Source organism: Pseudomonas sp. PS01298 (assembly GCF_029959745.1).
Classification (GTDB): domain Bacteria; phylum Pseudomonadota; class Gammaproteobacteria; order Pseudomonadales; family Pseudomonadaceae; genus Aquipseudomonas; species Aquipseudomonas aylmerensis.
In genome coordinates, this window is sequence record NZ_JASCPP010000001.1 from 211225 (window position 1) to 230264 (window position 19040).

At 61.6% G+C, this 19040-nt stretch carries 17 protein-coding genes; 9 read left to right on the forward strand and 8 right to left on the reverse strand.

Annotated features, from left to right (window positions below):
• Nucleotides 1–163: 163 nt before the first annotated feature.
• Nucleotides 164–2326, forward strand: coding sequence for a catalase HPII (gene katE / locus QMX97_RS00970; RefSeq protein ID WP_264319393.1), 2163 nt, complete (start codon nt 164–166; stop codon nt 2324–2326).
• 101 nt (nt 2327–2427) lie between these two features.
• Here katE and QMX97_RS00975 read toward each other — a convergent pair whose 3' ends face one another.
• Genes QMX97_RS00975 through QMX97_RS00990 form a run of 4 tightly spaced genes read right to left on the reverse strand, consistent with a single transcriptional unit; the run spans nt 2428 to nt 5245 of the window.
• Nucleotides 2428–3147: a PA5502 family lipoprotein gene (locus tag QMX97_RS00975; RefSeq protein ID WP_065902805.1), complete on the reverse strand. Its 720-nt coding sequence runs from the start codon at nt 3145–3147 to the stop codon at nt 2428–2430.
• Nucleotides 3148–3184: 37 nt separating this feature from the next.
• A complete protein-coding gene (gene znuB / locus QMX97_RS00980) occupies nt 3185–3973 on the reverse strand; it encodes a zinc ABC transporter permease subunit ZnuB (RefSeq protein ID WP_282395623.1) in 789 nt (262 codons plus the stop codon).
• Nucleotides 3966–4751 (reverse strand): zinc ABC transporter ATP-binding protein ZnuC, encoded by a 786-nt coding sequence (gene znuC / locus QMX97_RS00985; protein WP_065902810.1) that lies wholly within the window; start codon nt 4749–4751, stop codon nt 3966–3968. Before znuC ends, znuB begins: the two co-directional genes overlap by 8 nt.
• Nucleotides 4751–5245 carry a Fur family transcriptional regulator gene (locus QMX97_RS00990; RefSeq protein ID WP_177343932.1) on the reverse strand — a complete coding sequence of 165 codons (495 nt, stop codon included), beginning with the start codon at nt 5243–5245 and terminating at the stop codon, nt 4751–4753. Before QMX97_RS00990 ends, znuC begins: the two co-directional genes overlap by 1 nt.
• A 46-nt stretch (nt 5246–5291) precedes the next feature.
• Between QMX97_RS00990 and QMX97_RS00995 the strand changes: the two genes are divergently transcribed.
• Complete coding sequence (locus QMX97_RS00995) at nt 5292–6221, forward strand: zinc ABC transporter substrate-binding protein ZnuA (protein ID WP_065902814.1); 930 nt, start codon at nt 5292–5294, stop codon at nt 6219–6221.
• A gap of 57 nt (nt 6222–6278) precedes the next feature.
• On the opposite strand, the gene QMX97_RS01000 is transcribed toward QMX97_RS00995, so the two are convergent.
• Entirely contained in the window at nt 6279–7232 is a 954-nt protein-coding gene (locus QMX97_RS01000; RefSeq protein WP_282395624.1) for a homoserine kinase, read from the reverse strand.
• A gap of 56 nt (nt 7233–7288) precedes the next feature.
• Entirely contained in the window at nt 7289–7579 is a 291-nt protein-coding gene (locus tag QMX97_RS01005; RefSeq protein ID WP_065902818.1) for a DUF2782 domain-containing protein, read from the reverse strand.
• Nucleotides 7580–7653: 74 nt separating this feature from the next.
• On the opposite strand from QMX97_RS01005, the gene polA reads away from it, so the two are divergent.
• Nucleotides 7654–10449: a DNA polymerase I gene (gene polA, locus QMX97_RS01010; RefSeq protein ID WP_106805533.1), complete on the forward strand. Its 2796-nt coding sequence runs from the start codon at nt 7654–7656 to the stop codon at nt 10447–10449.
• Nucleotides 10450–10718: 269 nt separating this feature from the next.
• Here the strand turns inward: polA and yihA are convergent, their stop codons facing one another.
• On the reverse strand, nt 10719–11360 hold the full coding sequence (gene yihA / locus QMX97_RS01015; RefSeq protein ID WP_282395625.1) for a ribosome biogenesis GTP-binding protein YihA/YsxC: 642 nt from the start codon (nt 11358–11360) through the stop codon (nt 10719–10721).
• Nucleotides 11361–11552: 192 nt separating this feature from the next.
• Here yihA and QMX97_RS01020 point away from each other — a divergent pair, with 192 nt between their 5' ends.
• The 6 genes from QMX97_RS01020 to QMX97_RS01045 all read left to right on the forward strand — a co-directional run bounded on the left by QMX97_RS01020 (nt 11553) and on the right by QMX97_RS01045 (nt 17119).
• On the forward strand, nt 11553–11855 hold the full coding sequence (locus QMX97_RS01020; protein WP_282395626.1) for a c-type cytochrome: 303 nt from the start codon (nt 11553–11555) through the stop codon (nt 11853–11855).
• Between the two features lie 33 nt (nt 11856–11888).
• Nucleotides 11889–12530 (forward strand): c-type cytochrome, encoded by a 642-nt coding sequence (locus QMX97_RS01025; protein WP_065902821.1) that lies wholly within the window; start codon nt 11889–11891, stop codon nt 12528–12530.
• 169 nt (nt 12531–12699) lie between these two features.
• The gene (gene dsbA / locus QMX97_RS01030) at nt 12700–13335 is read left to right on the forward strand and encodes a thiol:disulfide interchange protein DsbA (protein WP_078826720.1); all 636 of its coding nucleotides are present in this window, start codon (nt 12700–12702) and stop codon (nt 13333–13335) included.
• Between the two features lie 10 nt (nt 13336–13345).
• Nucleotides 13346–14224, forward strand: coding sequence for an endonuclease/exonuclease/phosphatase family protein (locus QMX97_RS01035; RefSeq protein WP_282395629.1), 879 nt, complete (start codon nt 13346–13348; stop codon nt 14222–14224).
• Nucleotides 14221–16254 (forward strand): GGDEF domain-containing protein, encoded by a 2034-nt coding sequence (locus QMX97_RS01040; protein ID WP_282395630.1) that lies wholly within the window; start codon nt 14221–14223, stop codon nt 16252–16254. Before QMX97_RS01035 ends, QMX97_RS01040 begins: the two co-directional genes overlap by 4 nt.
• A gap of 88 nt (nt 16255–16342) precedes the next feature.
• Nucleotides 16343–17119 (forward strand): N-acetylmuramoyl-L-alanine amidase, encoded by a 777-nt coding sequence (locus QMX97_RS01045; protein ID WP_120447335.1) that lies wholly within the window; start codon nt 16343–16345, stop codon nt 17117–17119.
• A 132-nt stretch (nt 17120–17251) separates the two neighbouring features.
• On the opposite strand, the gene QMX97_RS01050 is transcribed toward QMX97_RS01045, so the two are convergent.
• Nucleotides 17252–19039: a KinB sensor domain-containing domain gene (locus QMX97_RS01050; protein ID WP_120447336.1), complete on the reverse strand. Its 1788-nt coding sequence runs from the start codon at nt 19037–19039 to the stop codon at nt 17252–17254.
• Nucleotide 19040: the final 1 nt, after the last annotated feature.

Consider the following 19040-nt stretch of genomic DNA (forward strand, 5'->3'; position numbering starts at 1 on the left):
TAGCATTTATTTCGCATTCAACCAGTGATTTGGCAATAACGCGATCAAAGGTCATAAAAAAGGAACGGTACAAAACCGTGTCAGTCACTACTTAAGCAACTCGATTTCCCAGGTGCCGTGCCTGGGGTTTTGCTCAAACGAGCCGGGGACCGCTCTGGCCACTTTGAATAAGGAGTTTTGTCTGATGAGTACCAAGAAGCCAGCCACCCCGCCGAAGAGTGAACTTGCCGGCACCGATACCCTGGACCGTGGCAACACCAACGCCAAGCTGCAGGCCCTGGAGGAATTCCGCTCCGATGCGACCGGCCAGGCCCTGCGTACCAACCAAGGCGTGAAGATTTCCGACAACCAGAACACCCTGAAAGTCGGCTCCCGTGGCCCGTCGCTGCTGGAAGACTTCATCATGCGTGAAAAAATCACGCACTTTGACCATGAACGCATCCCGGAGCGCATCGTGCATGCCCGCGGTACTGGCGCGCATGGTTATTTCCAGACCTATGAAAACCATTCGGCGCTGAGCAAGGCCGGCTTCCTGCGCAACCCCGAGCATAAAACCCCGGTGTTTGTGCGCTTTTCCACCGTGCAGGGCCCGCGTGGTTCCGGCGATACGGTGCGCGACGTGCGCGGTTTTGCAGTGAAGTTCTTCACCGACGAAGGCAACTTCGACCTGGTGGGCAACAACATGCCGGTCTTTTTCATTCAGGACGCGATCAAGTTTCCCGACTTCGTCCACGCGGTAAAACCTGAGCCGCACAATGAAATTCCAACCGGCGGCTCGGCCCACGATACGTTCTGGGACTTCGTCTCGCTGCAGCCGGAATCGGCGCATATGGTGCTGTGGGCAATGTCCGACCGCGCCATTCCAAAAAGCCTGCGCGCAATGCAGGGGTTCGGCATTCACACCTTCCGGTTGATCAACACCGAAGGTAAGTCGAGTTTCGTGAAATTCCACTGGCATCCAAAAGTCGGCACCTGCTCCCTGGTGTGGGACGAAGCGCAAAAGCTTGCCGGTAAAGATACCGATTACCACCGTCGCGACCTCTGGGAAGCGATTGAAAGCGGCGACTACCCTGAGTGGGAATTGGGCGTGCAGATCGTCGCCGAAGAGGACGAGCACAAGTTCGACTTCGACCTGCTCGATCCGACCAAGATCATCCCCGAAGAGCTGGTGCCGATTACGCCGCTGGGCAAGATGGTGCTTAACCGCAACCCCGACAACTTCTTCGCCGAAGTCGAGCAGGTGGCGTTCTGCCCGGGCCATATCGTGCCGGGTATCGACTTCACCAACGACCCGTTGCTGCAAGGTCGTCTGTTTTCCTACACGGATACGCAGATCAGCCGTCTCGGTGGCCCGAACTTTCATGAGTTGCCGATCAATCGGCCAGTGGTGCCTTTCCACAACGGTCAGCGCGACGCCCAGCACCGCACGGTGATCGACAAGGGGCGCGCGGCCTACGAGCCCAACTCCATTGACGGCGGTTGGCCGAAGGAAACCCCTCCTGCCGCACAGGATGGTGGGTTCGAGACCTATTACGAGCGCGTCGATGCCAACAAGGTGCGTGAGCGCAGTGAGTCGTTCGGCGATCACTTCTCCCAGGCCACGCTGTTTTTCCACAGCATGAGCCACCACGAGAAAGAGCACATCATTGCGGCCTACAGCTTCGAATTGGGCAAGGTTGAACGCGAGTTTATTCGTGCCCGTCAGGTGAACGAGATCCTGGCCAACATCGATCTGGAACTGGCCAAGCGCGTTGCGCAGAACCTGGGCTTGCCGGCGCCGACCAAAGGCACCGTGCCGCCACGCAAGTCGTCGTTGAAGGAGTCGCCGGCGTTGAGCCAGGTGAACCTGCTGTCGGGCGATATCAAGACGCGCAAAGTCGCGATTCTGGCCGCCAACGGCGTGGATGGCGTGGCGATTGCCGCGTTGAAGAAGGCGTTGGAAGCCGAGGGTGCCCACGCCAAGTTGCTGGGACCGACCTCGGCACCGGTGACAACCGCCGATGGCAAGAGCTTGAAGGTCGATGCGTCGATGGAAGGCATGCCGTCCATCGCGTTTGACGCGGTATTTGTGCCAGGGGGTGCCAAGTCGGTGCAGGCCTTGAGCGGCGACGGTGTGGCGTTGCACTTCCTGTTGGAGGCGTATAAGCACCTGAAGGCGATCACGGTCGCCAATGACGCCAAGCCATTGCTGGATCTGCTGAAGCTGGAGGCGGATGCGGGCTTGATCGTGGGGTCGGATGCGAAAGCGTTCAAGGCCTTCTTTGCGGCGATTGCGCAGCACCGGGTTTGGGATCGCGAGCCGAAGGCCAAGGCGATTCCGGCTTAAACGCTTGATTGACCGTTAGACCGCTATCGCAGGCAAGCCAGCCCCCACATTTTGAATTGTGAATAGATTCAAATGTGGGGGCTGGCTTGCCTGCGATGCTTTTATTGCGCCTTGCGCGGAATCAGCACAACCTGCGCCGGAATATTCTTCAGAATCTGCCGGTGGATCTTCAGGTCATACCCCGAATCAATTCGCTTCACCCGTTTGGTCAGCAACGTGGCCAACCACGGGTAATCCTGAGTGCGCGGCGCCTGGATGCTCACGTCACACTGGTAATTCACCACGTCGGTAGCGATGGCATCGAGTTGATGGCGCAGCGCTTCAATGTCGGTGAGGTTCAGCGCCACGGTGGTGCTTTGCGCGGCCGGGTCGATGACCTTGGCGGCAGGCTTGGCTTCGGCGGCCTTGAGGGCGGCCTCGGCCTTGTCCAGCTCGGCTTTGCGCGCATGGGTGATGGCGCTGTTGACGCCGCCGGTCAGGGCCGGCGCCTTGGGCATCAGCGCACGGGCACGGCTCAAGGCAGTGGCGGCGGCGTTGACGTCACCTTTTTGCAGCACGATCTGGCTACGCTGCAGGTAGGCCTCGGCCAGCTGACGTTGATAAGTCTCCAGGGCCGGGTCGTTGGGCGACTGGGCCTGCAACGCGGCCAATTGGTCTTCGGCGGTGGCCAGCTCACTGCTGGCCAGGTTTTGCTCCAGCTGTGCGATGGCCGCAGCGCGCGCGTCCGGGGCCTCGGGGGCGGCGGGCGGTGTGCTTTGACAGGCGCCAAGCAGCAGGGAAAATGCGGCAAGGAGCAGATAACGGGAGGTGAACAGCTTCATTCCTGCGACTCTCTATTTGCGCAAAAAGCGAGCAAGTCTACACCCCTCGACGGGGCAGGACAAAACTCAGCAGAAACAGGGCGGCGGCCGTGACCACAATTGACGGCCCGGCCGGCGTGTCCTTGAACCAGGACAACGCCAGGCCCCCACACACGGCGAGCATCCCCAGCAGGCTGGCGCCGATGGCCATCTGCTCGGGTGAGCGAGCGTGGCGCTGGGCGGCGGCGGCTGGGATGATCAGCAGCGATGTGATCAACAATACGCCGACAATCTTCATCGCGACAGCGATCACCACGGCGATCAACAACATCAGCGCCATGCGCAGGGTCGGCACGGGCAGCCCTTCCACCGTGGCCAGCTCTTCATGCACGGTGATCGCCAGCAGCGGACGCCACAGGGCGACCAGCAACACCAGCACGACGGTGCTGCCGCCGAGGATCCAGGCAAGGTCGGTCGGGCTGATCGCCAGCAGATCACCGAACAGGTAGGCCATCAGGTCGATGCGCACTTCGTGCATGAAGCTGAGCACCACCAGCCCCAGCGACAGGGTGCTGGGCGCCAGGATGCCCAGCAGCGTGTCGGAGGCCAGCGGCTGGCGCTGCTGCAGGGTCACCAGCAGCACCGCCAGCAGCAGGCAGCCTACGGTCACGGCGATGGTCGGGCTTACATCCAGCAAAAAGCCCATGGCCACGCCCAGCAGCGCGGCGTGGGACAGGGTGTCGCCGAAATAGGCCATGCGTCGCCAGACCACGAACGAGCCCAGCGGGCCCGCCACCAGCGCCAAAGCCAAGCCTGCCAGCAGGGCGTAGAGCAGAAAATCAGCCATGCTTGCAGCTATCTCCGTGAACGTGGGTGTGAGGTGCGGTGGGGTCGTCGACCACGGCGCCATGCAGGTCATGGGCGTGGTCGTGATGGTGGTGGTAGATGGCCAGGCTCTGGGCATTCTTGCCGAACAACTCGACGAACGCCGGGTCGCCGCTGACCTGTTCCGGGTGACCTGAGCAGCAGACGTGGCGATTCAGGCACACCACCTGGTCGGTGGTGCTCATTACCAGGTGCAGGTCGTGGGAGACCATCAGCACGCCGCAGCCATGGCGGTCGCGCAGGCGGGTGATCAGGCTGTACAGCTCGGCCTGGCCGGCCACGTCGACGCCTTGCACGGGCTCATCGAGTACCAGCAGTTCCGGCTCGCGCAGCAGGGCGCGGGCCAGCAGCACGCGCTGCATCTCGCCACCGGAGATGCTCTGCACGGGGCTGTCGATGACTTGTTCGGCGCCGACTTCCTTGAGCGCGGCCTGGGCGCGAGTGCGATCCACGCCGGGGACCAGGCGCAGAAAACGCAGGACCGACAGCGGCAAGGTCGGGTCCACGTGCAGTTTTTGCGGCATGTAGCCGACGCGCAGCTTGGGCTTGCGCCACACGCTGCCGGTGTCGGGCTTGAGCAGGCCGAGCACGGCGCGCACCAGGGTGGTCTTGCCGGCGCCATTCGGGCCGATCAGCGTGACGATCTGTCCTGGTTCCACACTCAGCGCGATGTTATCCAGCACGTTTTGCCCGGCGAACGTGACCCCAACCTGCTCCAGGCGGATTAACGCGTTGCTCATCAAGCCCCCTGGCAGCCCGAGCAGAGACCGACCACTTCGACCGTCTGCCCTTCGACCTGGAAGCCGACGTCGGCGGAGCTCTTGATGATGGCGTCGCTGATGCTTTTTTGTTCAAGTTCGATGGCGGCGTGGCACTCGCGGCAGATCAGGAATTGGCCCTGATGCGCGTGTTCCGGGTGATTGCAGCCAACAAAGGCGTTGAGCGAGGCGATGCGGTGCACCAGGCCGTTTTCCAGCAGGAAATCCAGCGCGCGGTACACGGTAGGCGGCGCCGCGCGGCGACCGTCCTGCTCGCTGAGCACGCCCAGGATGTCGTAGGCGCCCAGCGGCTTGTGGCTTTGCCACACCAGCTCCAGCACCCGGCGACGCAAGGCAGTCAGGCGCAGGCCCTTCTGTGTGCACAGGGTATCGGCCTCCGACAGCGCGGTATGCACGCAGTGAGAGTGGTCGTGGGGACGGCTGGCAAGCGGTGTTTTAGGCATGAGCGGCGACAGATATTTGATAGAGACGTTATTATGTTACCCGTTCCTACGCCATTGAGTGGTCATCGTGTCCCGACTTTTTCCCGTTTTTGTCGTATTTGTCACCAGTTTGTTCATTACCGCTACCGCTCAGGCCGAGGTAAAGGTGCTGACCAGCATCAAGCCGTTGCAGTTGATTGCCGCGGCTGTGCAGGACGGCGTGGCGATTCCGGAGGTGCTGCTGCCGCCGGGTGCCTCGCCGCATAACTATGCCTTGCGCCCATCCGACGTACGGCGCGTGCAGTCGGTGGACCTGCTCTACTGGATTGGTCCGGATATGGAGAGCTTCCTGCCCCGCGTGCTCAAAGGTCGTACGGCGCCGACGGTCGCGGTACAAGACCTGCCGGGCATGAAACTGCGCCGTTTCGCCGAAGATAGCCATTCGCACGCCGACGATGCCGACGAACATGATCACGATCACCGTCCAGGCAGCCTGGATGCCCACCTGTGGCTGTCGACGGTCAACGCACGGGTGATCGCCGCGCGCATGGCGACTGACCTCAGCGCCGCCGATCCGGAAAATGCCGCGCGTTACCAGAGCAACGTGAAGGCCTTCGACGAGCGCCTGGACGCCCTGGACGCGCGCTTGAAAGCCCGCCTGGCGCCAATCGGCAACAAGCCTTACTTCGTGTTCCACGAAGCCTTTGATTATTTCGAAGAGGCCTACGGTCTCAAGCATGCCGGCGTGTTCAGCGTGGCCGCCGAGGTTCAGCCGGGTGCCCAGCATGTGGCGGCGATGCGCACGCGTCTGCAGGAAGTGGGCAAGACGTGCGTGTTCAGTGAGCCGCCGTTGCGTCCGCGGCTGGCTGAAACGCTGGTAGCCGGCCTGCCAGTGAAGCTGGCGGAGTTGGATGCGCTGGGTGGTTACACGCCGGCTACCGCTCAGGGTTACGAGCAGGTGCTGGAGAAGTTGGGGAATGACTTGGCGGGGTGCCTGGAGTCGCTCTGACCGCTGCACCGATCTCCTGTGGGAGCTGGCTTGCTCCCACAGTGACCGAGTCGATCTTTAAAGCGCGAACGGCAGGTGAACGGTGACCTGCTGACGCTGCGCCAGCCGGTGCTCGAACTCCGCCGGGTCGTGGATCAGCACATCCTGGCCTGCGAACGACTCAGCGGCGATCAGGCGAGACAGCCAGAAGCGTACACACGCTACCCGCAGCATGGTCGGCCACAGCTCCGCTTCCTTGGCCGTAAACGGTCGCAGGCCCGCATAGGCGCCCAGCAGTGCGCGCGCACGTTGCCCATCGATCACGCCGTCCGTGTCCGAACACCAGTCATTCAGCGCGATCGCCACGTCGTACAGCATCGGGCCCGAGCAGGCGTTGTAGAAGTCGATCAGGCCGGTCAGGTGCGTGCCTTCGAACATCGCATTGTCGCGGAACAGGTCGGCGTGAACGTTGGCGCGCGGCAGGGCAAGGATGTCGGCCTTGTGGGCTTCGATCTCGGTCAATGCCGCTTGCAGCAACTGCTGTTGTGCGTCGTTCAAGTGCGAAATCAGCTGCGCACCTTCGCTGAGCATCCAGTCCAGCCCGCGATCTGTCTTGCGCTCCAGCACCTTCTCGCCCTGCGTCGCCAGGTGCAGGTGGCCCAGCAGGTCACCGACCTGGGCGCAGTGCTGCGCATTGGCGTCCTTGATGTGCTTGCCGGCCAGGCGCGGTTGTAACAGCGCCGGTTTGCCTTTCAGCTCGCGCAACGCGACGCCGTCGGTGGTGCGCAAGGCGTAAGGCACCGGCAGGTCGGCGTCGTGGAGCACGTCGAGCAGCTCGATGAAGAATGGCATTTCTGCGACGGGGCCGCGTTCAACCAGGGTCAGGACGAATTCGCCCTGTTCCAGGCTGATAAAGAAATTGGTGTTTTCGCTACCAGCGGCAATCCCCTGGAAGTCAAGCAGGCGGCCGAGCCCGTAAGGGGCGAGAAAGGTTTCCAGCTCGGGCCGAGCCAGGGGGGTGAACACAGACATGGTTAAAACTGCCAGTACGGGCGCCGCAGTGCGCGGCGCCAATTTAAGTTAAGAAATCATTTCCATTCGAAGATCTTCCATGACGGGATCAGCATATCCGGCTGGTCAGAGCGGATGAAGTTCGCGTCGGTTCCGTCCGCGCGCACCAGGAAGTACGGTGGCGCACCCTTTACGGTCACCTTGATTGCGTACAGGAAACCGTTTTGGCGGTACTCCTGGATAGTCCGGTCGCCTTCCGTGCGAATGGTAACGTCCGGATCCCCGGAAGGGGCGCTGTCTGCCGCCATGGCAGCCATCGGAGCGAGTGCAATCAAGCCAGTCAACAGCAGGCGATTGAATGTACGCATGATAACCTTGTCCCTTTGTCGTCATTGGTCCGGCTATTCTAGCGCCTGACCCGCCGAAAAGGTTGATCCTGCTCATGAGCCAAGCCCCCCTCGTCCTGGTGGACGGTTCTTCTTATCTGTACCGCGCCTTCCACGCGCTGCCACCGCTGACCACCTCCAAAGGCCTGCCGACCGGTGCGGTCAAGGGCGTGTTGAACATGCTCAAAAGCCTGCGCAAGCAGTACCCGGACAGCCCGTTCGCGGTGGTGTTCGACGCCAAGGGTGGGACCTTTCGCGATGAGATGTACGCCGAATACAAGGCCAACCGCCCGAGCATGCCCGATGACATGCGCCTGCAAATCGAGCCTCTGCACCAGAGCGTGATCGCGCTGGGCTTCCCGTTGCTGTGCGTCGAAGGCGTCGAGGCCGATGACGTGATCGGCACGTTGGCCCGCAGCAGCGCGGCCGCCAGCCGCCCGGTGGTGATTTCTACCGGTGACAAGGACATGGCCCAGCTGGTGGACGGGCACATTACCTTGGTCAACACCATGACCGGTAGTTCGATGGACATCGAGGGCGTAAAGGAGAAATTCGGCGTCGCTCCGGAGCAGATCATCGACTATCTGGCGTTGATGGGCGATTCGTCCGACAACATTCCGGGCGTCCCGGGCATTGGTCCGAAGACCGCTTCCGGCCTGTTGGTAGGCGTGAATGGCGGCCTCAAAGAGCTGTATGAGCAGCTGGATATCGTGCCGACCCTGCCGATCCGTGGCGCCAAGACGTTGCCGGCCAAGCTCGAGGAGCACCGCGAGATGGCGTTCCTGTCCTATCAACTGGCAACGATCAAGGTCGATGTGCCGCTGGACGTGGGCCTGGATGATTTGCACCTGATCGAGCCGGATCGCGAAAAACTGCTGGAGCTGTACACCCTGCTGGAGTTCAAGAGCTGGATCGACGAGATTCAGCGCGATGCCAAGCGCGTGGAGCTCAAGGCTTCCGCCGACGTGGTGCCTGCCGCCGCTGATCTTCTCGAAGCGATGCCTGCGGCGCCCGTAGAAACGAACTACACCACGATCCTCGACCAGGCGACCTTCGACACCTGGTTGAAGAAGCTCAATGCTGCAAAATTGTTCGCGTTCGACACCGAGACCACCGGGATCGATGCCCAGCAAGCGCAGCTGGTCGGGGTGTCCTTCGCTGTAGAGCCTCACGAAGCTGCCTACATCCCGCTGACGCATTCCTACATCGGTGCGCCACAGCAACTGGACCGCGACACCGTGTTGCTGGCGTTGAAGCCACTGCTGGAGGACCCGACCAAGCTCAAGGTCGGCCAGCACGCCAAGTTCGACATGAACATCCTGGCCAACTGCGCCATCGGCGGCGACCCCGCCCAGGGCATTACCGTGCGAGGTATTGCCTTCGACACCATGCTTGAGTCCTACGTGCTGAACTCCACTGCGACCCGGCACGACATGGACAGCCTGGCGAAGAAGTACCTGGACTACGACACCGTCAGCTTCCAGGACATCGCCGGCAAGGGCGCCAAGCAGTTGACCTTCGACCAGATCCCGCTGGAGCAGGCGGGCCCTTATGCCGCCGAAGACGCCGACGTGACGCTGCGCTTGCATCGGGCCCTGCACGCGCAACTGGCGGCCATCCCGAGCCTGGCCAGTGTGCTGACGGATATCGAAATCCCGTTGGTGCCGGTGCTGGCGCGTATCGAGCGCCAGGGCGCGCTGGTGGACAAGGATCTGCTGGGCATCCAGAGCATTGAGCTGGGCGACAAGATGGTCGAGCTGGAACGCCAGGCGTTCGAGATTGCCGGTGAGGCGTTCAACCTGGGATCGCCTAAGCAGCTCGGCGCGATTCTCTACGAGAAACTCGGCCTGCCGGTGCTGAAGAAGACCGGTAAGGGCCAGGCGTCCACGGCTGAAGAAGTGTTGGCCAAGTTGGCCGAAGATGACTTCCTGTTGCCCAAGGTCCTGATGCAGTACCGCAGCATGAGCAAGCTGAAAAGCACCTACACCGACCGTCTGCCAGAGCAGATCAACCCGCGTACCGGGCGCATTCACACGTCTTATCATCAGGCCGTGGCCGCGACCGGGCGTTTGTCGTCCAGCGACCCGAACCTGCAGAACATCCCCGTGCGCACCGCCGAAGGACGGCGGATCCGCCAGGCGTTTGTCGCGCCCAAGGGCTACAAACTGCTGGCGGCGGACTATTCGCAGATCGAACTGCGGATCATGGCGCACCTGTCCAAGGACGAGGGGCTGATGAATGCGTTCCGCAACGACCTGGACGTGCACACTGCGACGGCGGCTGAAGTGTTCAAGGTTGAACTGGCACAGGTCACGTCCAACCAGCGTCGCAGTGCCAAGGCGATCAACTTCGGCCTGATCTACGGCATGGGCGCGCAGAAGCTCGGCAAGGACATCGGCGTCGACACCAAGACCGCCAAGGCCTATATCGATGTGTACTTTGCCCGCTATCCGGGCGTGCGCGAGTACATGGAGCGCACGCGTGCCCAGGCTGCCGACCAGGGCTACGTGGAAACCTTCTTCGGTCGCCGGCTGTACCTGCCGGATATCAATTCCAACAAGCCCCAGGAGCGCGCGGCCGCCGAACGCACGGCGATCAACGCGCCGATGCAGGGCACGGCGGCAGACATCATCAAGAAGGCCATGGTGCTGGTGGATAACTGGCTGACCGAATCGGGCCTGGATGCCAAGGTCATCCTGCAGGTGCACGATGAATTGGTGCTGGAGGTGCGTGAGGACCTGGTGGCAGCCGTCAGCGAGAAGATCCGCGAGTACATGAGCGCGGCGGCGCAATTGGATGTGCCGTTGGTCGTGGACGTAGGCGTGGGCGATAACTGGGACGAGGCCCACTGATTTCGGGCCTTTGCCGCCACCCGAGGTGGTGGCAGAGTGCTTTAGTACAGAAAACGCCGTGGGTTATTACCAATAGTTTTTTGAACGTGCCGGAACTTAACCCATGAAATGCAACTCAGAGTTACTGAATGGGTGGTGAAGCCCTTCAATGCTCCTATGTTGTGTTAAGTGTTGGCAGATATCTGGACCCCGCCCTAGCGGTCCGGAACTTGAACCCCGAACTTCCCCTCCCCATACGAAGTCCGGGGTTTTTTTTGCCCGCAGAAAAGTTATTCCGTGAGTTCCGCGCCCTTGTCAGCCAATTCCATCCAGCCCGCCAGCACGGTGTAAGCCTCTTCGAGGCCCATGCGCTTGGGCGCCGAGAACAGCTGGATGGTGATCGCATCGCCCCAACCCTTACGGATTTCGGACTGCACCTTGAGCAGCGTGTTCTTGGCTGCGCCATAGGTGAGCTTGTCGGCCTTGGTCAGCAGGATGTGCATCGGCATGCCGCTGGCGACGGCCCAATCGAGCATCAGCAAATCGAAGTCGGTCATTGGATGACGGATGTCCATCATCAGGATCAAGCCTTTCAAACTCTCCCGGCCACCCAGGTAAGCCTCCAGGTGACGCTGCCAGTGCAGCTTCAGCGGGATAGGTACTTTTGCGTAACCGTAGCCCGGCAGGTCGACCAGACGCCGATCATCGTCTAGCTTGAAGAAATTGAGCAGCTGCGTGCGGCCCGGGGTTTTCGAGGTGCGCGCCAGGCTGGCATGGGTCAGGGTGTTCAGGGCGCTGGATTTGCCGGCGTTGGAACGACCGGCAAAGGCGACTTCAAAACCTTCGTCATCGGGGCATTGGTCAACTTTGGCGGCGCTGAGCATGAAGGTGGACTGTTGGCACAGGCCGAGGATGGGGTTCTTGAGTTGCATGAGATTTCCGATGTGGGCGGTGCCGAGAAAGGGTGCGGCAAGCGGTGTCGTTTCCGTTTCAGTAGCGCCAGTATATAATGCCGCAGATTTTGTGTGTGCTTTGTCCCAGCGAAGGATGAAGTTCACGGGAGCGAAAGACCTTCATTGCGCATTAGAACGCAAAACGCTCTCAAACCCTGAAAAGGTCGATGTATGACCAGATGGTTGCTCGCTTTCGGTGTCCTGATTCCGCTTTTCGGCGCTCAGGCTACACAGGATCCGGAAGCGGTGTACAACCGAGTTTGCGTGGCTTGCCATGCCGGCCAGCTGCCGAACGCCCCCAAGCGGGGTGACCAGGCAGCCTGGGCGCCAAGACTGGCGCAGGGCATGGACACGCTGGTGCAGCACGTAGACCAGGGTTTCAAGGCAATGCCGCCGCGTGGTTTGTGCATGGACTGCAGTACTGAGGATTACCAGGCCGTCATTGAGTTGATGGCGAGTAAACCCGGTAGATAACTCTTAAACCCTTAGCCGTAGTTGGATTAGCTGATGAACAAACTGATCGTGAGTCTGCTGTTGACCTTGGGCGTCACCGGTGTTGCCTTTGCTGCAGAGGGCCCCCTTAAAGGTGATGCCACTGCCGGCCAAGCGAAAGCTGCCGTGTGTGGTGCCTGCCATGGACCGGACGGTAACAGCCCGGCTCCGAACTTCCCCAAACTGGCCGGCCAGGGCGAACGTTACCTGACCAAGCAGATGCACGACATCAAGGATGGCAAGCGCACGGTACTGGAAATGACCGGCTTGCTGACCAACCTCAGCGACCAGGACCTGGCAGACATCGCGGCGTATTTTGCCAGCCAGAAAGGCAGTGTGGGAGCTGCCGATCCGAAATTGGTCGAAAAAGGCCAAGCATTGTTTCGCGGCGGCAAGCTCGCTGAAGACCAGCCTATCGGCGGCATGCCCGCCTGCAAGGCGTGCCACATTCCGGACGGCGGCGGCCTCGCCGCTGCAGGCTTTCCTCACCTGAGTGGCCAGCATGCTCAATACACGGCCAAGCAGCTGAAGGATTTCCGCGAAAAAGTGCGCTACATCGACGGCGATGCCGGCAACAAAATGATGACCGACATCGCGGCCAAGCTCTCGGACAAAGATATCGAAGCGCTGTCCAGCTACATTCAGGGTCTGCACTGATCAGCCTGGCAACGTTAACACTCGATTAATCCCGTGATGCAAGCATAAAAAGGGTGGCCCAGGCCGCCCTTTTTTGTGGCCGGTGCCGTTACACTAACGAACTCATGCCCGCGTAGACCTGTCACAACAAAGGTCGCGTGAGGCGACTTTATTTGTCCAGGAGTAAAGCATGCGTAATCTGATCCTCAGCGCCGCTCTCGTCACTGCCAGCCTCTTCGGCATGACCGCACAAGCTGCCGACGTGCCGCTTGAAGCCGGTAAAACCTACGTTGAATTGGCCAACCCTGTACCCGTGTCGGTACCCGGCAAGATCGAAGTGGTGGAGCTGTTCTGGTACGGCTGCCCGCATTGCTACGCGTTTGAACCGACCATCAACCCATGGGTTGAGAAGCTGCCTAAGGACGTGAACTTCAAGCGTATCCCCGCCATGTTCGGCGGCCCATGGGATGCTCACGGCCAACTGTTCCTGACCCTGGAAGCCATGGGTGTCGAGCACAAGGTGCATAACGCGGTATTCGACGCGATCCAGAAACAAGGCAAGCGCCTGACCAAGCCGGACGAAATGGCTGACTTCGTTGCCACCCAGGGTGTCGACAAGGACAAGTTCCTCGCCACCTTCAACTCCTTCGCCATCCAGGGCCAGATCAAGCAGGCCAAGGAACTCGCGCAGAAGTATGGTGTGCAAGGCGTACCGACCATGATCGTCAACGGCAAATACCGCTTCGACCTGGGCACTACCGGTGGTCCTGAACAGACCCTCAACGTTGCCGACCAGCTGATCGCCAAAGAGCGCGCAGCCAAGTAAGGGGCCCGCCATGCGCCGCTGGGGTACCGAACGCGTTGTTGGCCTGCATGACCCGCAGGTCAACGAACATCACCTGGAATCCACAGGCCTGCCGGCAGACAGCCGCTTGCGCCTGCTCAGCTTCAATATCCAGGTGGGGATCAGTACCGAGAAATACCGGCACTACCTGACCCGTGGCTGGCAGCACCTGCTGCCGCACAATGGGCGTGCCGGCAACCTGCAGAAGATCGGCAACCTGTTGCATGACTTCGATCTGGTTGCCCTGCAGGAAGCCGACGGTGGCAGCATGCGCTCCAGCTACATCAACCAGGTCGAGCACCTGGCCCAGCTCGGTGCCTTCCCCTACTGGTATCAGCAACTCAACCGCAACCTGGGGCGCCTGGCGCAGCACAGCAATGGCGTGCTCAGTCGCTTGAAACCATCCGCCATCGAAGATCATCCGCTGCCGGGCCCCAAGGGGCGCGGGGCGATTCTCGTGCGTTTTGGCGAAGGGCCTGAGGCCTTGGTGGTGGTGATGATGCACCTGGCGTTGGGTGCACGCACTCGCACGATGCAGCTGGCCTACATCCGCGAGTTGATTGGCAATTACAAACACCAGGTGTTGATGGGTGACATGAACACCCATGCCAACGACCTGCTACAGAATTCTCCGTTGCGCGACCTTGGGCTACTGGCACCGCAAGCCGAAGCCACGTTCCCCAGCTGGCGCCCGCAACGCTGTCTTGACCATATCCTGCTCAGCCCGACCCTCACGCTGGAAAGCGTGAAGGTGCTGGCGCAGCCCATCTCCGATCACCTGCCGGTCGCGGTAGAGATTCGTCTGCCGGGTTCGCTCACGGCTGATGCATTGCCCGCGTTGAGCCCCGGCCCTCGCGGACCCCTTGCATGAGCGACGACGCCCAGCGCTGGAAAGAAAAATACCTGAAGAGTATCGAGCAACAAGAAAAGCTCGAACGCCGCTGGGCTGCGCGCCTCGACCTGTTGCGCCGTGGGCTGGTGCGCAGCACGCTGGCCGCTGAAGGCACCGACCGTGCGGTCGATCAATGCATGAAGGAAATGCGCGACGTTGTCCGTAGTGATGATATGGACGCGGCCCTCGCGGCCTTGCTGCCGCGCCTGGAAAAAGCCGTGCTGGATTCGGAGCAGCGCCGCGAAACCCGGGTGGACCAGATGAGCACTGCGCTGACCTCCCTGGTCGCGCAGTTGCAAAAGCTGCCACTGCCGCGTGAGGTCGCACGCCCGCTGAAGACCTTCGCCAAGCAGTTGGACGGGCGTGTCAGCCAGGCCCGTGAGATCCCCTTGCTGCTCAGCGAGTTGAGCAACTTGCAAGGGCAGGCGCTGGATAATCTGGAACCGGACGGCGAGACCACGCGCTCAGGTCCCGGGTTGTTGCAGCGCCTGTTCGGCGCCAAGGAGACGGCCAACGAAGCGGTGGCCAGTGAGCCGGCCCCGCCGCCTGTTGCAGCCAAGCCGGTCTCCGTGGCTCAGGAGCCCGAGCAATCCGAGGAACTCACCCAGGCCTTGCGGGCTTTTGCGCCACAGCCGCAAGAGGCGGTTGCCCCGCCCCCTGAACCCGTCGCGCCGGCCAGCGTTGTCGAGGCGCCCAGTGAGACGTTGGCCTTCGAGGCCCCGCCTGCGGTGGCGCCCGTTGACGTGCCCGCAGTATCCAGGGTGCCCGAGTCGCAGAGCGAAGAACCCGCTCCCGAAAGCGCCCTCGCGGCTTTTATCGACGTGCCATCGGATGAGGTCGAGGCGCCGGACGAAACCACTATCGGCAGTCTGTCGCTGCCGCCTGTGCTGGAGCCCGACGAGCCCGATCCCGACGAGTTGCAAGCGGATGCCGCCTATTCCCTGCCGGACTCGCCGGAGCCGTCCTACAGCTCCGTCGCCAAACATATTGAAGACACCCTGCTCGGCCTGCTCGAAGACCTGTCCTTGCCCGAGCGCCACAGGCCCCAGGCCGAAGCCATGCGTGAGCGCCTGGCCCACGGCCTGAACTGGTACGAACTGCTACCGATTCTCGATGATCTGGCCGTGCTGATGCTGGCGATCACCGACAGCGGCCAGCATGAGTTCGAGGCGTACCTCAAGCAGCTCAACGAGCGCCTCGAAGCCTTCCAGGGGCATTTGCAGGTCGCCAGCGACGGGCATGCGGACAGCCGATCCGCTGCCCGCGAGCTGGACACGCAGATTCGCGAACAGGTCGACGGCTTGCAAAGCAGTGTGCAGGACGCCGCCGACCTCGACAGCCTCAAGCACGTGCTGGAAAGCCACCTCGAAGGCTTGCTCGGCACCATGGACGAGCACCAGCAGCAACGCGACCAGCGCGAGCAGGAAGTGGCCGCGCGCTTGAAAGGGCTGGCCGAGCGGGTCGCTAATATGGAGCAGGAGGCCCAGGGCTATCGCGAACACCTGGAGGTGCAACGCCAGAAGGCCTTGATCGATCCACTCACCGGCCTGCCTAACCGCGCAGCCTGGAGCGAGCGCCTCGATCTGGAGGTCAACCTCTGGCACCAGCGCGGCAACAGCCTGTCGTTGGCGATGCTCGACCTGGATCACTTCAAGCGCATCAACGATGGCTACGGCCATCTGGCCGGCGACAAGGTGCTGAAGATCATCGCCAACGTGCTGCGCAAGCGCCTGCGGCCGAACGATTTTATCGCACGCTTTGGCGGAGAAGAGTTTGTGTTGCTGATGCCGGACTCCTCATTGGCAGAGGCCGTGGCGGCAGGTGATGCGTTGCGCGCAGCGATTGAGGCGTGCCCGTTTCACTTCAAGGGCGAGCCGGTGACGATCACCGTGTCCATGGGCGTCGCGCAGTTCCAGGCGGGCGAGCGCAGTGACCTGGCCCTCAAGCGTGCGGATGCGGCGTTGTACCGGGCCAAGGCTGCGGGACGCAACCAGGTGCAGGCGGCGTAAAAGATGTTCCATTTTGTAATTTGACCGCCGAGCCACAAACGGTACGTTACACTGTTGCATTATCGTCTTCAGCGTAATGCCTTCTGCCATGAAATCCCTGTACTTCGCCTTTTTGTTCCTTTTACTCGCGGGCTGCGCCAGTGGCCCGCGCCTGGACACCACTCACCCCTCGGTGAACCACGATAACCGCGTGCAGTTCGTGGTTGTCCACTACACCTCGACCAACCTTGAACGCTCCCTGGCACTGCTCACCCACGGCCAGGTCAGCAGCCATTACCTGATCGGCGATGACGCCTCTGCCACCATCTACAAGCTGGTCGACGAGAGCCAGCGCGCATGGCATGCCGGGGAAAGCGAGTGGATGGGCCGGACCTGGCTCAATTCCAGTTCAATCGGTATTGAAATCGTGAACCCTGGCTACAAGGACACACCGACCGGTCGCCTGTGGTACCCCTACTCCGAAGCCCAGGTGAAATCGCTGGTGGTGTTGCTCAAGGACATCAGCAAGCGCAATGGCATCGACCCCAAGAACATCATTGGCCACAGCGACATCGCGCCGCTGCGCAAGCTGGATCCGGGTCCGCTGTTCCCGTGGAAGCGACTCGCCGCTGAAGGGTTGGGGGTCTGGCCGGACGCGCAGGCTGTTGCCCGATTCCAGGTGCAGTACGCCGCGGATCTACCAAGTATCACGTGGTTCCAGGAAGAGCTCGCGCGCCTGGGCTACCAGACACCGCAGACCGGCGAGCTGGATGTCGCCACGCGGCATGTGATCGCGGCATTCCAGATGCACTTCCGGCCATCGCTGTTTGATGGCACACCGGACGCCGAAAGTGCTGCGATCCTGCGGGCCTTGAACCGCAGTTAAGGTGGTAACCGATTCAAAAAAGTGGGAGCGGGTTTGTTCGCGAAGGCAGTGTGTCAGTCATCAAATGCATGGACTGATCCACCGCCTTCGCGGGCAAGCCCGCTCCCACTTTTTTTGCCGTGACCGGACAGGTTACAGCGGCAACGCCATGTAGAACTGTGTGCCCTGCCCTGGCCGCGAGTACACGCCCATGCGGCCACCGTGCAGTTGCACGATTTCTTTGCACAGCGCCAACCCCAGGCCGGCGCCGCCTTTCTTGCGGCCCACCTGTACGAACGGTTCGAAGATCCGCCCTTGCTGCCCGTAGGCGATGCCTTCGCCGTTGTCCTCGACACTGATTATTACCCGCTCACCGTGGCGACGTGCCTGCAGGCGGATCTGCCCGCCTTCGGCGGTGTGGCGCAGGGCGTTGCCGAGCAGGTTGTCGAGTACGCGCTCCAGTTGTGCCTGGTCGGCATACAAGCGCGGCAGGTCGGACTGGGCTTCTACCAGCAGTTCGATGCGTTGCGCGTTGGCCGGTTCGACGAAGCGCGCACGCGCATGTTCAAGCAAGTCGGTGACATCGCACGCGCCCAGGGTGAGTTTTTGCAGGCCGTTCTGGTAGCGCGAAAAGTTGAGCAAGTCGTTGATCAGCTGCATCAGGCGCTGCATTTCTTCATTGACCGTATCCAGCAGGTCCGCTTCGCGCGAATCCGCCGGAAATTTCGCGCGCTCGCGGAACAGGCCGAACGCCATGTGCATGCCGGTCACCGGCGTGCGCAGCTCGTGGGAGGCGCGCAACACGAACTCGCTGCGCACGCGTTCGAAGGCGCGTTGTTCGGTGACGTCATGCAACACCATCACGGCACCGAGGATATGCCCCTGGGTATGGCTGACGGGCGTCAGGCTATAGGTCAGCAGGCGCAGCTCGCCTTCGACTTCCACTTCCAGGTCGTCCGGAGCGCGCTCCAGGTTGCCCCCACGCAGCACCAATTGCAGTTGTTCATCCAGTTCCGGGCGCACCAGAGCTTCACCCAGGCCTTGGCCGAGGCGTTCTTCATCCCAGCCCAATTGGCGCTGGGCGACGGGGTTGAGGTGCTCCAGGCGGCCCTGGCGATCGATCATCAGCAGGCCATCGTCGATGCTGTCGAGCACGGCTTGCAGGCGTTGCTGGCCGGCCAGCAGTTCATCGACGTTGGTTGCCTGATGCTGGCGCAGGGCTTCGGCCATGATGCCGAAGCGACGGGTCAGCTGGTTCATCTCTGCCGCCGATGAGATCGGCAGCGTCACTTCGAAATCGCCCTGCCCGATCTTGTCCGCCGCCTTGGCCAGCGCTTCGATCGGCCCGCCAAATCGCCGGGCAATGCCATGCGCGGTCACAAATCCGATGATCAATACCGCAAGCCCCACCAGCCCCAGTAGACCTGCGATCAATAGCGCCCGCTCACGGGACTTATGCTCGCTGTTGCTGATGTTTTCCAGCGCTTGCTTGTGCTCGTTGATCAGGCCGTTACGCAGCTCATTGAAGGTTTCGGTGAGCTTTTCCTTGGTACCCGGCGGTGGTTCTGCTTGCTGGGATTGGTCAAATGCCTCCAGCAATGCCTGGTACTGGCCTCGTGCCTGGCTGAATCCGGTCCCGTGGCCGTCGCGCTGTTCATGGGCGATACCTTGGTCCAGCAAGTCGAAATAGCGCTGTTTGGAGGCTTGCAGGGCCTCCGGGTCCGGCGGCTCTTCGAGCATCATGATCAACTGGTCGCCCAGGCTCTGGCGCAGCTTGAGGCCCAGGTCCAGGGTGATGAAATTGCTGCGAATCAACGACTCCTGGGTCTTGGCCATTTGCATGACGCTCACCAGACCCAGGATCAAACCCAGCAGGGCGACGGTAATCAGCGCAGAAATACTCAGGAACAAACGAGTGCGCAGTTTCATCGCTAGCTTCATA